Origin of the sequence: Pseudomonas sp. B21-032, from assembly GCF_024748965.1 — a bacterium.
Lineage (GTDB): Bacteria > Pseudomonadota > Gammaproteobacteria > Pseudomonadales > Pseudomonadaceae > Aquipseudomonas.
The window spans coordinates 2457895-2471123 of record NZ_CP087180.1; the positions used below are offsets into that span (position 1 = coordinate 2457895).

Here is a 13229-nt window from a genome sequence, read left to right on the forward strand (position 1 = left end):
CGGGCGCTTTCGCCCGGGCGTTGTTATTTCTACCGTTTGAAAAAGGAATCGCCCGTATGTTGGACGCCACGCTTAAAACTCAGTTGAAAGCCTACCTGGAACGGGTCACTCAGCCGATCGAGATCGTTGCTTCCCTCGATGACGGCGCGAAGTCCCGCGAATTGCGCGACCTGCTGGTGGAAATCGCCGGCCTGTCGAACCTGATTACCCTGCGTGAAGATGGCAGCGACGTCCGTCGCCCGTCGTTCTCGCTCAATCGCCCTGGCGCTGACATCAGCCTGCGCTTTGCCGGCATCCCCATGGGCCACGAGTTCACCTCGCTGGTGCTCGCCCTGCTGCAGGTCGGCGGTCATCCGTCCAAGGCCAGCCTGGAGGTGATCGAGCAGATCAGCGCGCTCAAGGGTGAGTTCAACTTTGAAACCTACTTCTCGCTGTCGTGCCAGAACTGCCCGGACGTGGTCCAGGCGCTGAACCTGATGGCGGTGCTCAACCCCAATATTCGCCACGTCGCCATCGACGGTGCGCTGTTCCAGGCCGAAGTCGAGCGCCGCAAGGTCATGGCCGTGCCCAGCGTCTACCTCAACGGCGAAGTGTTCGGCCAGGGCCGCATGGGCCTGGAAGAAATCCTCGCCAAGCTCGACACCAGCGCCGGCGAGCGTCAGGCCGAGAAGATCAACGCCAAGGATGCCTTTGACGTGCTGGTGGTCGGTGGCGGCCCGGCGGGCGCCGCAGCGGCGATCTATGCCGCCCGTAAAGGCATTCGCACCGGCGTTGCCGCCGAGCGTTTCGGCGGCCAGGTACTCGACACCATGGCCATCGAGAACTTCATCTCGGTGCAAGAAACCGAAGGGCCGAAGCTGGCCATGGCCCTTGAAGAACACGTCAAGCAGTACGACGTCGACATCATCAACCTGCAGCGCGGTGAAGCCTTGATTCCGGCCACCGACGGCGGCCTGCACGAAGTGCGCCTGGCCAGTGGTGCCTCGCTCAAGGCCAAGACTGTGATCCTCGCCACCGGTGCACGCTGGCGCGAAATGAACGTACCCGGCGAGCAGCAATACCGCAGCCGCGGCGTTGCCTACTGCCCGCACTGCGATGGCCCGCTGTTCAAGGGCAAGCGCGTGGCGGTGATCGGTGGCGGCAACTCGGGTGTGGAAGCGGCCATTGACCTGGCCGGGATCGTTGCCCAGGTGACCCTGATCGAGTTCGACAGCCAATTGCGTGCCGACGCCGTGCTGCAGCGCAAGCTGCATAGTTTGCCGAACGTCAAGGTGATCACCAGTGCGCTGACCACCGAGGTGCTTGGTGATGGCGAGAAGGTCAACGGCCTGCGCTACAAGGACCGCAACAGCGATGAGCTGCATGACCTGGCGCTGGAAGGGATCTTCGTGCAGATCGGCCTGCTGCCCAACACCGACTGGCTCAAAGGCACGGTCGAGCTGACCCCGCGCGGCGAGATCATCGTCGATGCCCGTGGCCAGACCAACCTGCCGGGCGTGTTTGCCGCCGGTGACGTGACCACCGTGCCATACAAGCAGATCGTGATTGCCGTGGGCGAGGGCGCCAAGGCTTCGTTGGCAGCCTTTGATCACCTGATTCGCACCTCGGCGCCAGCCTGACCGGCCTTATCGCGGGGCAAGCCCGCTCCTACAGACCAGGTAGGAGCGGGCTTGCCCCGCGATGGTTTCAATGCGCCAGCCCGGCATCGGTGTGCGGGCGCCGATGGCCGAGCCAGAGCGCTCGTGGTCCAGTGTCTATAGTGAAGTAGTGTGTTTCAGCGGGAGCCATTGCTATGCAATTGATCAGTCGCGAGCCCTGGTGGCGCAATCCGCCCAAGCCTGGTCAGCGGGAGCAGGATCTGGAATGGGGGTATCTGGAGATCTACAAGGATGGCCGCGCCGTGTTCGTCGAGCAGCGACCTACCGACCAGGAACTGGCCGAGCGCAAAAGCTGCCGCAACTTTCCCGAGGCTGAGGAGTAAGCTATAGGGTATGCCGTAATACACATCTACCTGGGGCGGGAGCATGCATTGAAGGCCTGCTGGATTGCCCATGTCGAGGTCAGCGACCCTGAGCGGTATCAGCAGTACACCCAGCGGGCACTGGAGGCCCTTGCAGCCTTCCCCGCTATGCCGAGATCGTCATCACCGGGGGCTAAAGCGATCAAGTCGGCGCAGCGGGCTTGAGGCAGGCTGGACAGTCAGCCCAAGGAGATGACCATGATCCGCCTGACCCTGTCCGAAGCCCATTCGCTGGCCTTTTCGATCCTTTTGCACAACGGCTTTGACGCCGACCATGCCCGGGCGGTGAGCGATACCATCGTCGCCGGCGAGCGCGATGGCTGCGCCTCCCATGGCCTGTACCGGGTGCTGGGCTGCGTCGGCTCGCTCAAGGCCGGCAAGGTGGTTGCCGATGCCCGCCCCGAAGTCATCGACCAGGCGCCGTCGATCGTGCGCGTGGATGCCGGCGGCGGCTTCTCTCAGCTGGCATTCCAGGCCGGCTTGCCGTTGTTGCAAGCCAAGGCCCAACGCAACGGCATCGCCGCCCTGGCGATCAACCGCTGTGTGCACTTTTCGGCCTTGTGGGTCGAGATCGAGCAGTTGGCCGAGGCCGGCCTGGTGGCCCTGGCATTCACCCCCAGCCATGCCTGGGTGGCGCCTGCCGGTGGCCATCGGCCGGTGTTCGGCACCAACCCCATCGCCTTCGGCTGGCCGAGGGCGGGCACGCATCCGTATGTTTTTGACTTCGCTACCAGCGCCATCGCCCGTGGCGACATCGAGCTGCATCGGCGTGCCGGCAAGGCGATTCCCGAAGGCTGGGGCGTTGATGAGCTCGGCCAGCCCAGCACCGACCCCAACGTGGTGCTGGACCGTGGCGCCATGCTCACTTTCGGCGGGCACAAGGGCTCGGCGCTGGCGGCGATGGTCGAACTGATCGCCGGGCCGTTGATCGGCGACCTGACCAGTGCCGAATCACTGGCCCATGCCGACGGCAGCAAATCCTCGCCTTATCATGGTGAGTTGCTGATTGCCCTGGACCCGCGCAGGTTTTTGGGTGACGCCGCCGATCAGCACCTGGCCCGGGCCGAGGTGGTATTCGAGAGCATCGAGGGGCAGGGCGCGCGGCTGCCGTCTGCGCGCCGCTATACAGCACGGGCGCGCAGCCTGGTGGAAGGGGTGGAAATCCCGCAGGCCCTGTACAACGATCTCAGGGCGCTGCTGGCCTGAAGCCCGCCCTTACAGGGCGGTGCGGCTGCTCTGGCCGTCGACCAGGCGCGCGATGCCCAGCGGGTTGGCGTTCTGCAACGCTGGCGGTAGCAGCGCATCCGGGCAGTTCTGGTAGCACACCGGGCGCAGGAAGCGCTCGATGGCCAGGCTGCCCACCGACGTCCCGCGGGCATCGGAGGTGGCCGGGTAGGGGCCGCCGTGCACCATTGCATCACAGACTTCGACGCCGGTCGGGTAGCCGTTGAACAGTACCCGGCCGACCTTCTGCTCCAGCAGCGGTAGCAGTTCAGCGTGGCTTTGCAGATCTTCAGCTTCGGCAATCAGGGTAGCGGTGAGCTGACCGTGCAGGCCGTGCAATGCTTGCTGCAACTGCGTGCTGTCGCTCACTTCGACCAGCACGGTGGCCGGCCCGAACACCTCTTGCTGCAACAGCGCATCGCCTTCGAGCAACAGGCTGACATCGGCCTTGAACAGCTGCGCCTGCGCCTGCTTGCCCTGTTGCGGCTGCCCGGCCAGGTGGCTGATGCCAGGGTGAGCGTGCAGCGCCTCTACGCCCTTGGTGTAACTGGCGAGGGTGCCGGCGTTGAGCATGGTCTGTGCCGGTTGTGCGGCCAGTTGCGTGGCCAGTTGTTCGGTCAATGCACTGAATGCCGGCGAGCGCAGGCCGATCACCAGCCCCGGATTGGTACAGAACTGCCCGCAGCCGAGCACTACCGAGGCCGCTAGCTCGCGGGCGATCTGCTCGCTGCGCAGGTTCAGGGCCTGGGGCAGTACCAGCACCGGGTTGATGCTGCTCATTTCGGCGAACACCGGGATCGGTTGCGCCCGTGCCGCCGCCATGTCGCACAGCGCACGGCCGCCCTTGAGTGAGCCGGTAAAACCCACCGCCTGGATCGCCGGATGCTTGACCAGCGCTTCGCCGACGCCGGCGCCGTAGATCATGTTGAATACGCCCTTGGGCATGCCGGTCTGTTCGGCCGCGCGGATGATCGCATCGGCCACCCGCTCAGCGGTGGCCATGTGGCCGCTGTGGGCCTTGAATACCACCGGGCAGCCGGCGGCCAGGGCCGCGGCGGTGTCGCCGCCGGCGGTGGAGAAAGCCAGGGGGAAGTTGCTGGCGCCAAACACCGCGACCGGGCCGACGCCCAGGCGGTACTGGCGCAGGTCGGCGCGGGGTAGCGGTTGGCGATCGGGCTGGGCGCGGTCGATGCGTGCGCCGAGAAAGTCACCGCGGCGCAGCACCTGGGCGAACAGGCGCATCTGCCCGCAAGTGCGCCCGCGCTCGCTGAGGATCCGCGCGGCGGGTAGCGCGGTTTCGCCGGTCACCAGGGTGATGAAATCATCCCCCAGGGCCTCCAGTTGCGCGGCAATGGCCTCAAGAAACTGCGCCCGTCGCTCCGGCGACAAACTGCGAAACACCGGGTAGGCCTCGGCCGCCGCCTGGGCAGCGGCATGCACTTCTGCGCCGGTGGCCTGGTGGAACCGATAGGGCAGGGCCTCGCCGCTGGTTGCGTCATGGCTCTGCAGGGTGAGGCTGCCAGCGGCGCTGCGCGCGCCGCCAATGTAGTTGTGGCCGATGATATCCGCCATGGATTACTCCTGAAAAAAAGGTGGGGTCAGGCCAGCGAACTGCCCGGGCGAACTGGCGCCGCTTGCCCGGCGGCGATGCGTGCGGCCGCTTCGGCGTCTACCTGGTGCAGCGACTTGCCGCGGGTCTCGCGGGTCAGGCCAACAGCGACAATCGAGATCAGCGCAGCGCCAACCAGGTACCAGGCAATCGGCGTCGAGCTATGAAACTCATTGAGCAAACTGATGGCGATCAGCGGCGCCAGGGATCCGGCGAAAATCGGCGCCACCTGGTAGCACAGCGACAGCGCGGTGTAGCGCACATGGGTGGGGAACAGCTCGGCCATCAGCGCCGAGTAGGGCGCGTAGGTCATCGACTCGATGGCCAGGCCCAGGGTAATCGCGGCCATGATCAGCCAGTTGTTGCCGGTGTCCATCAGCGGGAAGCCGATGAAGCCCCAGAAGGCGGTGAGCACCGCGCCGGTCAGGTACACCGGCTTGCGTCCGACCAGGTCGGACAGGTAGCCCATCAGCGGGATCATGAAAAAATGCAGCAGGTGCGCGCCGAACATCAGCAAGAGGATCTGCGAGGTGTCCTTGTGCACTACAAGCTTGAGGTAGGTGATCGAGAAGGTCACCACGGTGTAGTAGAGGATGTTCTCGGCAAAGCGGGCGCCGATGCCTACCAGCACCGCGCGCCAGTGATGGCGCAACACCTCGACCACGCCCAGTTGCTGCTCGGCTTTCTGCGCCTGGCGCGCCTGGGTCTCTTTGAAGATTGGTGCGTCGTCGACGCTGGTGCGGATCCAGTAACCGATCAGCACCACCACCGCCGAGAACCAGAACGCCACGCGCCAGCCCCAGGCCAGGAACTGTTCTTCCGAGAGGTTGCTCGACAACAGCAGCAAGGCCACCGTCGCCACCAGATTGCCGGCCGGCACCCCGGCTTGCGGCCAACTGGCCCAGAAGCCGCGCCGGTTGTCCGGGCAGTGCTCGGACACCAGCAAAATCGCGCCACCCCATTCGCCGCCGAAGGCAAAACCCTGGATCAGCCGCAGCAGCACCAGCAACACCGGCGCGGCATAGCCGATAGTGTCGAAGCCCGGCAGGCAACCCATCAGGAAGGTGGTGATGCCGACCACCACCAGGCTCAGTTGCAGCAAGCGCTTGCGGCCGAATTTGTCACCGTAGTGACCGAATACCAAACCGCCCAGGGGGCGAGCGAGAAAGCCTACGGCGTACAGGGCGAAGGCGGCGATGATGCCGTCGACGGGGCTGTCGGTCTGGCGGAAGAACAACTGGCCGAAGACCAGTGCCGAGGCGGTGCCGTAAAGGAAGAATTCATACCATTCGGCGACGGTGCCGGCCATGGCCGCGGCGACGACCCGTTTCAAGCCCGAAGGGCTGGTTGCGCTGGAGGGGTGACTGGACATGCTGGCGTTTCCTGTATGGGCGCAAAACAGGCAGGCCGGTCTCCATGATGGAGCCGGCCCGGCAATCACTCAGAGGCCGACGTCCGGCAGTTGCGGACGGTTGGCCAGGGCCTTGGCCATGATCTGCTCGACATAGACCCGATCGCTTTCCGGCAAGGCCAGGCGCGGCGGACGGGTCAGGGCGCTGCCGCGACCGGCGATGGCTTCGCACAGCTTGATGCACTGCACAAGGTCGGCGCGGGCATCCAGGTGCAGGATCGGCATCAGCCATTCGTAGATCGGCATGGCCTCGGCGAAGCGCCCGGCCTTGGCCAGGCGGAAGATCGTCTCGCCCTCTTTGGGGAACACGTTGGACATGCCCGAGACCCAGCCCTGGGCGCCGACCGCGATGCTTTCCAGGACCACGTCGTCGAGGCCGGCGAACAGCACGAAGCGGTCGCCCACTTCATTGCGCACGTCGATGAAGCGGCGGGTGTCGCCGGAGGAGTCCTTGAAGCACACCACGTTGTCGCAGTCGGCCAGGGAAATCAGGATGTCCGGGGTGACGTCGTTTTTGTAGATCGGCGGGTTGTTGTAGACCATCAGCGGCACGTCGGTGTGCTTGGCCACGTAACGGTAGTGCTCGGCGGTCTCGAACGGCTTGGAGCCATAGACCAGCGCCGGCATCAGCATCACCCCGTCGACGCCGACCTGGCGTACCGCATTGGCCACCTTGGCGGCCTGCACGCTGGTGAACTCGGCCACGCCGCAGATCACTGGAACCCGGCCGCGCGAGGCATCGACGGCGACTTCGGTGACGGCGATTTTCTCTTCGGCGCTCAGCGAGGTGTTCTCGCCCACCGAGCCACACACCACCAGGCCCGAGACGCCGTCGCGGATCACGTTGGAAATCACCTCGTGGGTCTTTTCCAGGTTGATCGAGAAGTCATCGTTGAATTGAGTGGTGACCGCAGGGAAGACGCCGCTCCAGTTTACGTACTTGCTCATGGTGTTCTCCGGTTGTTTATTGTATTTCGTATACGATATTTGAAGTGTTTGAAGTGGACCAGTGTTTTTTCACTTCGTTTACCGATCGGTTTTCAAGGGTGTTTGCAAATCAACGGCTTAGCGTTCAGGCGCCGGGCCAGGTGTCCGACAACCGGTAGCCTTGTGGCCAGGGGTCGCTGGGGTCGAGCAGCAATTGATGGGTGCCGGTGATCCAGGCGCGGCCGGAAATGCACGGGTAGATGGCCGGGCGGCCGGCGATTTCGGTCAGTGATTCGATGCGGCAGTCGAAGCGCGAGCCGATGATCGAGCGGCCAATGAACCGCTCGCCGACTTTCATCAGGCCTTTGGCCTGCAGTACCGCCATGCGCGCTGAACAGCCGGTGCCGCAGGGCGAGCGATCGATCTTGCCGGGGCGGATCACCACCGCGTTGGCGCCGCTGGCAACGCCGTCCTCATACTCGATGGGCGCGGCGATCTGGCAGAAGGAAATGTGCGCCCAGTCCGGATTCAGCGGGTGGCTGAAACCCAGTTGCTGGTTGGCAGCCTGGGTGATCTTCAGGCCGACCTCGACGATATCTTTGGCTTCGTCCGGGCGGATGGCAAAGCCCAGTTGCCGGGCATCGGCAATCACGAAGCTGTCGCCGCCGTAGGCCGTGTCGACCTGCAGCGAGCCCAGGCCTTCGACCTCGATCCAGGCGTCGAGGCGGTCGGCAAAGGACGGCACGTTCTTCACTTCCACCCGTTCGACCTTGCCGTCCCGGCATTGGGCGACCGCTTCGATCAGGCCGCCCGGGGCTTCGAGCACCAGGTGCGTCTCGGGCTCGGTCATCGGCAGGATGCCGCTGTCGAGCAGCACGGTCGACACGCACAGCGAGTTGGAGCCGGACATCGGCGGAGTGTCGGCCGGCTCCATGATGATCCAGGCCATTTGCGCCCGCGGGTCCTTGGGCGGCACCAGCAGGTTGACATGGCGGAACACGCCGCCGCGTGGCTCGTTGAGGACGAAGTTGCGCAGGGTCTGGTCGCGGGCGATCCAGCGCGACTGCTCCCAGACCGTGGCGCCGGGAGGCGGGGCGACGCCGCCGACGATGACGTCGCCGACTTCACCTTCGGCGTGGCAGTTGACGATGTGGATGATTTTCGATGAGCGCATTCGCAGGACTCCTTGTGTCGTTAGGGAGGGCCTCATCGCGGGGCAAGCCCGCTCCCACAGGGATAGTGGTGTGGGAGCGGGCTTGACCCGCGATGCTTCTATTTCACTGACTTCAAGAACGCCGCCGTCTCCGGCTGCAACGGGTTGCCGATCACCTGGTCGGGCGAGCCGATCTCGTGCACCAGGCCGTTACGGAAGAACGCCACGCGGTCCGACACATCGCGGGCAAAACGGATCTCATGGGTCACCAGCACCATGGTCATGCCGTCCTCGGCGAGCATGCGCATGGTGTCGAGCACCTCGCCGACCAGTTGCGGGTCGAGTGCCGAGGTGGCCTCGTCGAACAGCATGTAGTCCGGCGACATCGCCAGCGCCCGGGCAATCGCCATGCGTTGCTGCTGGCCGCCCGAGAGCTTGCCGGGGAAGGTCTTGAGCTTGTCGCCCAGGCCGACGTGGGTCAGCTGCTTGACGGCCAGCGCCTCGGCGTCGTGCTTGTCTTTGCCGAGCACTTTGCGCGGCGCGAGCATGACGTTTTCCAGCACGGTCAGGTGCGGGAAGGCGTTCCACTGCTGGAAGACGATGCCGATCTTCTGGCGCAGGCGGTTGAGGTCGGTGGCGCGGTGGTGGACCTCGACGCCGTCGACGCGGATGTTGCCTTTCTGGATCGGCTCCAGGCCGTTGATGCACATCAGCAAGGTCGACTTGCCCGAGCCCGAGCCGCCGATGATCGATACCACTTCGCCCTTGTTCACGGTCAGGCTTACGCCCTTGACCACTTCCAGGTCGCCGAAGGATTTGTGTACGTTCTCGATCTCAATCATTTTCCTGCCACCTTCTTTCCAGACGGGCGCCCAGGCGGGCAACCACCAGGCTCATGACGTAGTAGATGAGGCCTGCGATGCACAGCACCAGCAGGGGTTCCTGAATCCGCGTAACGATGGTCTGCGAAGCGCGCAGCAATTCGACGATGCCGATCCACATCACCAGCGCCGTGTCTTTCATCACCCCCAGGACCAGGTTCAGCCAGCCGGGAAACGCCACCCGGGTGGCCATTGGCAAGACGATCCAGCGCAGGTCCTGCAGGTAGCTCATGCCCAGTGAGCGGCTGGCCCGACGCACGCTCAGCGACACCGCCAGCACGCCGCCGCGGACGATCTCGGTGAAGTACGCGGCGGTGTAGACGCCGAGCACGATGCAGCCGACGCTGAAGGCGCTGATGTCGAGGCCGACGATGCTCTTGAACGAGTTGAACAGCACGAACTGGATCAGCAGCGGCACGCTGCGAAACACATCCAGCACCCACGCCAGTGGCAGGCTCAGCCGTGGCCACAGGGCCCGGGCCAGGCCGAACAGCAAGCCGGCAAAGGTCCCCAGCAAAATCGCCCAGAAGGTCAGCTGCAAGGTGATACGCGCCCCGTCGAGCAGGAACACAAAGTCGTTCCAGGTAAAACCGGTGGAAAACATGCCGAGCTCCTCAGTAACGGAACAGCCGCCAGGCCATCAGCCGGGCCAGCGCGACGATCGCCTTGGCAATCAGGTAGTACAGCGCCGCCGCCAGGGCGAAGTATTCGAAGGTGCGGAAGGTCTTGACGTTGTAGTTCTGGGTCACGCCGGTGAGGTCGTTGTTCAGGCCGACGATCACCCCCAGCGAGGTCATCAGCACCGCCCAGACCATCTGGTTGGTCAGCGGGTAGAACACCACCCGCAGCAGCTGCGGGATGACGATCATCCGGTAGGTCTGGAAAGCGCTCATGCCCAGCGAACGGGCCGCGCGCACTTGCGTAGTCGGCACGGCCTTGAGGCCGCCGCGAAAGTTCTCCGCCAGGTACCCCGCGTTGTTGAAGGTGATGCCCGCCAGCAGGGCGATCCACGAGCTGACGTGCAGGCCCAGCGAGCCGAGGCCGAAGTACAGGATGTAGATCTGGAACAGCGACGGCGTGTTGCGCGCAATCGACACCCAGCCGTTGGCAAAACCGCGCAGCAGCGGTTGCTTGCCTTCGCGCATGACGGTCAGGGCCAGGGCGATCAGCACCCCGAAGATCATCGACAGGGCGGCGGTCTCGAAGGTCACCCAGGCGCCGGCGAGCATGTCGGGCAGCGCGCGCAACGCCGAGCGCCACTGGAAGGTGTAGTCAAAGTCAAACATGCGCGCGGCCCTCCTGGCTCTGGGCCGCTTGCAACCAGGCCGGCAAGCGACCGCTGGCCTGGCCGCTGCAGGCCGACGCGACGCACTCGGCGAGGCTGGCGAAATGCACCGGGCGGCCGGCCAGGCCCGGCCCGTAGTGGGCATATTTGCCCGAGTTGGTCATCAGTGTACGCGCCGTTGGCGGGATCACCGGCTCACCCAGCATGCACCAGCAGGTGTCGGTCACCAGGGTCACGCCGAAGCGCTCAAGCTCGGCGATGTACCCGGCGGCGCGGGCCTGTTCGAGCACTGTGCGACCGCAGGTGATGGCCACGACCACCTCCGGGTGTTTGTGCCGGCCCTGGCACAGCTGTGCAAGCGCGGCGAACTCGCTGAAGGAAAAATGCGGGTTGCCCAGCGACACCACATCCACCTGCGGCTCGCGGGCACTGTTGAGCGCGTGCCAGCTGTGCAGCAGGTCCGCCAGTTGGATGCGCTCGCTGGGCAGGTTGGCGCCCGGTTCGAGGACCTGCGCCGGCTCCAGCGCTTCGGGGGTGACGCCGGCGATATGAAACAGCGGCGCCGCCGAGGTGGTGGCAAAGGCGGCGCCGAACGCCTTGAGGTCGTCCAGGCTCGGCTGCGCCTGTTCCAGCCCGTAAATCAGCGGTATCCGCGAGCCGGCCAGGGCGCCGATATGGTAGCCGAGCAGCGGGTAGAAGCTGTCATCCAGTGCCGCCAGCGCCGGCACCTGCACCAACAACTGCGCCTTGCGCTGGCTGTCCAGGTGACAGCCGATGCGCGGCGCGCGGCCGGTCAGGGCGATGCAGATATCCAGGTAGTCGGGGTACTTGAGGGTGCGCGCGCCGAGCACGCTGTTGGCGTAGACCACGGCGTTGGATTCGGCCCAGACGATCTGTTCGCCCTGGCTCGGCGCGCTGTCGAGCAGGTACGGCGCGCAGGTGAAGCTCATCTGCGCACCCATGGCCATGTAAGCATCGCCCAGGGCGCTGGCCGGCTCGCCCAGCGCCGGGTCGATGCCCAGCTCGCGCCAGCGGCGCTGATCGACCGAGATGGCATTGAGGGTGGTCGGCACCCGCACCTTTGCGCCCCAGCGCACCAGCTGTTCGGCAAAGCCGAGGCTGGCGGGGCCGGTGTAGATGCAGCCGTCGATGTGCGCCTGGGTGACGTCCAGCAACTGCTCGGCGCCTTGCAGCTCGGCCATGCGCAAAACGATCTGCATGGCCATTTGCGCCGCCTTGCCGTGCGTGCCGTCGAGCAGCGCCTGGTCCTGGGCTTGCAGCTTCAGGCGGGTGTTGAAAGACTCGGCGCTGTGGTCATACGGCGCGGCCTGCCAGTGATCGGCCGGGGCCTGGGGATACAGGCTCAGGCAATCGCCTTCGACCCTTGCCCAGCCTGCACCGGGCAAACTGGCGAAGGCCTGCTTGCCGATGCACAGCACCGGCAGGGAGCGCTGGAACAGGGTTTGCGCGACCAGCACGCCGAGGGTCAGGATCTCGTCGGCCTCGGCCAGCACCAGTGCCGCCGGTGCGTGGCCGTTGCTGATCAGTTCCATCATCACGCTGCTGCCGGTGCACGAGCCGCGCCCGCTGGGGATCGCCAGCACACGCCCGGCGATGCACTGGCCACTCAGTGGATGATGACGGTCGATGACTTCGCCGCTGGCGGCGTCGACCCCGCCCCAGAAGCTCAGCCCGGTATCGGCGAACAGCAAGGGGCCCTGGGCCGCGCCCGCGACCAGGCTGCGCCCGGCCTGGGGGATCGGTGTGCTGGTCATGCTGCCCACCTCAGTAGTAGACCTGTGGCACGGTCAGGTCGGTCGGGGCGATTTCGGTGCCGACCCACTTGGTGAACAGCTCCTTGTAGCGCCCGGTGCGCACCTGCTGGTTGACGAACAGGTCGAGGTAGCGCAGCAGGCCATACTCGTTGCGCTTGGCGCCCAGCGACACGTAATCGATCACGTAAGGGGCATTGCCGGCGACCTTGAGGTTCTTGTACTTGCCGGACTTGAGGGTGGCGGCGGCGACGGTGTTGGTGACCACGGTGGCGTCGATGTGCCCCTGGGCGACCGCCAGCAGGGTGTCGTTCTGCGACTGGTAGGCACGGAAGGTGCCGCTGCCCCAGCTCTTCACGTCTTTTTCCAGGGCAATGGCTTCATAGGTGCCGCTGGTGTTGCCCAGCGCCTTGCCCTTGAGGTCGTCGAAGCTGTTGATGCCGGTGTTGTCGCGGGTCAGCACGACCATCTGGAAGGCAAAGTAGGGCACGGTCAGGCCGACGGTCTTGGCCCGTTCGAGGGTGTCGGAGGTGGACGCGACGATCACGTCGGCACGGCCCGAAACCAGCGCCGGAATGCGGTCGGGGAAGGGCGTTTCGACCACTTCCGGCTCAACCCCGAGCACCTTGGCCAGGTCGCTGCAGTAGTCGACGTCGAAGCCGGCGGGCTTATTGCCCTCATCGCGAAAACCCATCGGTGGGAAGTCCAGGGTCACGGCGCAGCGCAGCTTGCCGGAGCCGATGATGTCATCGAGCTTGTCAGCCTGGGCGTTGGCGATAAAGGTGGTACTGAGAACAGCGCTGAGGGCTACGGCAAATGTGCGGTTTTTCATAGAGGCCTCGGGTTGGGAGCGTGCTGTTAAATATCGTATTGGTAATTTCGTATACGATATTTTCTAGTGCAATGGCCGTGCCTGTTTTGTCGCCGATGTAGGAATAATCTTTCGG

General features: G+C 65.1%; 12 protein-coding genes and 1 pseudogene. 4 read left to right on the forward strand and 9 right to left on the reverse strand.

Going from position 1 to position 13229, the window contains the following annotated elements; genetic code table 11:
• The first annotated feature begins 56 nt into the window (after positions 1-56).
• The 4 genes and pseudogenes from ahpF to LOY54_RS11390 all read left to right on the forward strand — a co-directional run bounded on the left by ahpF (position 57) and on the right by LOY54_RS11390 (position 3226).
• Positions 57-1619, forward strand: a complete 1563-nt coding sequence (gene ahpF, locus LOY54_RS11375) for an alkyl hydroperoxide reductase subunit F (RefSeq protein ID WP_258610431.1) — start codon at positions 57-59, stop codon at positions 1617-1619.
• A gap of 173 nt (positions 1620-1792) precedes the next feature.
• Entirely contained in the window at positions 1793-1981 is a 189-nt protein-coding gene (locus LOY54_RS11380; protein ID WP_045196737.1) for a hypothetical protein, read from the forward strand.
• Positions 1982-2029: 48 nt separating this feature from the next.
• Positions 2030-2122 (forward strand): annotated as a pseudogene (locus LOY54_RS11385) (DUF1330 domain-containing protein); the annotation flags it as partial.
• A 96-nt stretch (positions 2123-2218) separates the two neighbouring features.
• Positions 2219-3226: an Ldh family oxidoreductase gene (locus LOY54_RS11390; protein WP_258610432.1), complete on the forward strand. Its 1008-nt coding sequence runs from the start codon at positions 2219-2221 to the stop codon at positions 3224-3226.
• Positions 3227-3235: 9 nt separating this feature from the next.
• Here the strand turns inward: LOY54_RS11390 and LOY54_RS11395 are convergent, their stop codons facing one another.
• The 9 genes from LOY54_RS11395 to LOY54_RS11435 form a co-directional block, all read right to left on the reverse strand.
• Entirely contained in the window at positions 3236-4816 is a 1581-nt protein-coding gene (locus tag LOY54_RS11395) for an aldehyde dehydrogenase (NADP(+)) (RefSeq protein WP_258610433.1), read from the reverse strand.
• 26 nt (positions 4817-4842) lie between these two features.
• Positions 4843-6225 carry a fosfomycin efflux MFS transporter AbaF gene (gene abaF, locus LOY54_RS11400; RefSeq protein ID WP_258610434.1) on the reverse strand — a complete coding sequence of 461 codons (1383 nt, stop codon included), beginning with the start codon at positions 6223-6225 and terminating at the stop codon, positions 4843-4845.
• Positions 6226-6294: 69 nt separating this feature from the next.
• Positions 6295-7212, reverse strand: a complete 918-nt coding sequence (locus LOY54_RS11405) for a dihydrodipicolinate synthase family protein (protein WP_045196743.1) — start codon at positions 7210-7212, stop codon at positions 6295-6297.
• A gap of 124 nt (positions 7213-7336) precedes the next feature.
• Positions 7337-8365, reverse strand: a complete 1029-nt coding sequence (locus LOY54_RS11410) for a trans-3-hydroxy-L-proline dehydratase (RefSeq protein ID WP_045196745.1) — start codon at positions 8363-8365, stop codon at positions 7337-7339.
• 98 nt (positions 8366-8463) lie between these two features.
• Complete coding sequence (locus tag LOY54_RS11415; protein WP_038995715.1) at positions 8464-9186, reverse strand: amino acid ABC transporter ATP-binding protein; 723 nt, start codon at positions 9184-9186, stop codon at positions 8464-8466.
• Positions 9179-9829, reverse strand: coding sequence for an amino acid ABC transporter permease (locus LOY54_RS11420; RefSeq protein ID WP_045196748.1), 651 nt, complete (start codon positions 9827-9829; stop codon positions 9179-9181). Before LOY54_RS11420 ends, LOY54_RS11415 begins: the two co-directional genes overlap by 8 nt.
• 10 nt (positions 9830-9839) lie before the next feature.
• Positions 9840-10511 (reverse strand): amino acid ABC transporter permease, encoded by a 672-nt coding sequence (locus LOY54_RS11425; RefSeq protein WP_258610435.1) that lies wholly within the window; start codon positions 10509-10511, stop codon positions 9840-9842.
• Positions 10504-12285, reverse strand: a complete 1782-nt coding sequence (locus LOY54_RS11430; protein ID WP_258610436.1) for an aconitase family protein — start codon at positions 12283-12285, stop codon at positions 10504-10506. Before LOY54_RS11430 ends, LOY54_RS11425 begins: the two co-directional genes overlap by 8 nt.
• A gap of 10 nt (positions 12286-12295) precedes the next feature.
• Positions 12296-13114, reverse strand: coding sequence for a transporter substrate-binding domain-containing protein (locus tag LOY54_RS11435; protein WP_045196753.1), 819 nt, complete (start codon positions 13112-13114; stop codon positions 12296-12298).
• Positions 13115-13229: the final 115 nt, after the last annotated feature.

What these genes read in the sequence shown, in the direction of transcription:
- LOY54_RS11395 (WP_258610433.1), bottom strand. Translation starts at nt 4,816, where the DNA reads ATGGCGGATATCATCGGCCACAACTACATTGGCGGCGCGCGCAGCGCC.
- LOY54_RS11380 (WP_045196737.1), top strand. Translation starts at nt 1,793, where the DNA reads ATGCAATTGATCAGTCGCGAGCCCTGGTGGCGCAATCCGCCCAAGCCT.
- abaF (WP_258610434.1), bottom strand. Translation starts at nt 6,225, where the DNA reads ATGTCCAGTCACCCCTCCAGCGCAACCAGCCCTTCGGGCTTGAAACGG.
- LOY54_RS11390 (WP_258610432.1), top strand. Translation starts at nt 2,219, where the DNA reads ATGATCCGCCTGACCCTGTCCGAAGCCCATTCGCTGGCCTTTTCGATC.
- LOY54_RS11430 (WP_258610436.1), bottom strand. Translation starts at nt 12,285, where the DNA reads ATGACCAGCACACCGATCCCCCAGGCCGGGCGCAGCCTGGTCGCGGGC.
- LOY54_RS11415 (WP_038995715.1), bottom strand. Translation starts at nt 9,186, where the DNA reads ATGATTGAGATCGAGAACGTACACAAATCCTTCGGCGACCTGGAAGTG.
- LOY54_RS11425 (WP_258610435.1), bottom strand. Translation starts at nt 10,511, where the DNA reads ATGTTTGACTTTGACTACACCTTCCAGTGGCGCTCGGCGTTGCGCGCG.
- LOY54_RS11435 (WP_045196753.1), bottom strand. Translation starts at nt 13,114, where the DNA reads ATGAAAAACCGCACATTTGCCGTAGCCCTCAGCGCTGTTCTCAGTACC.
- LOY54_RS11410 (WP_045196745.1), bottom strand. Translation starts at nt 8,365, where the DNA reads ATGCGCTCATCGAAAATCATCCACATCGTCAACTGCCACGCCGAAGGT.
- LOY54_RS11420 (WP_045196748.1), bottom strand. Translation starts at nt 9,829, where the DNA reads ATGTTTTCCACCGGTTTTACCTGGAACGACTTTGTGTTCCTGCTCGAC.
- LOY54_RS11405 (WP_045196743.1), bottom strand. Translation starts at nt 7,212, where the DNA reads ATGAGCAAGTACGTAAACTGGAGCGGCGTCTTCCCTGCGGTCACCACT.
- ahpF (WP_258610431.1), top strand. Translation starts at nt 57, where the DNA reads ATGTTGGACGCCACGCTTAAAACTCAGTTGAAAGCCTACCTGGAACGG.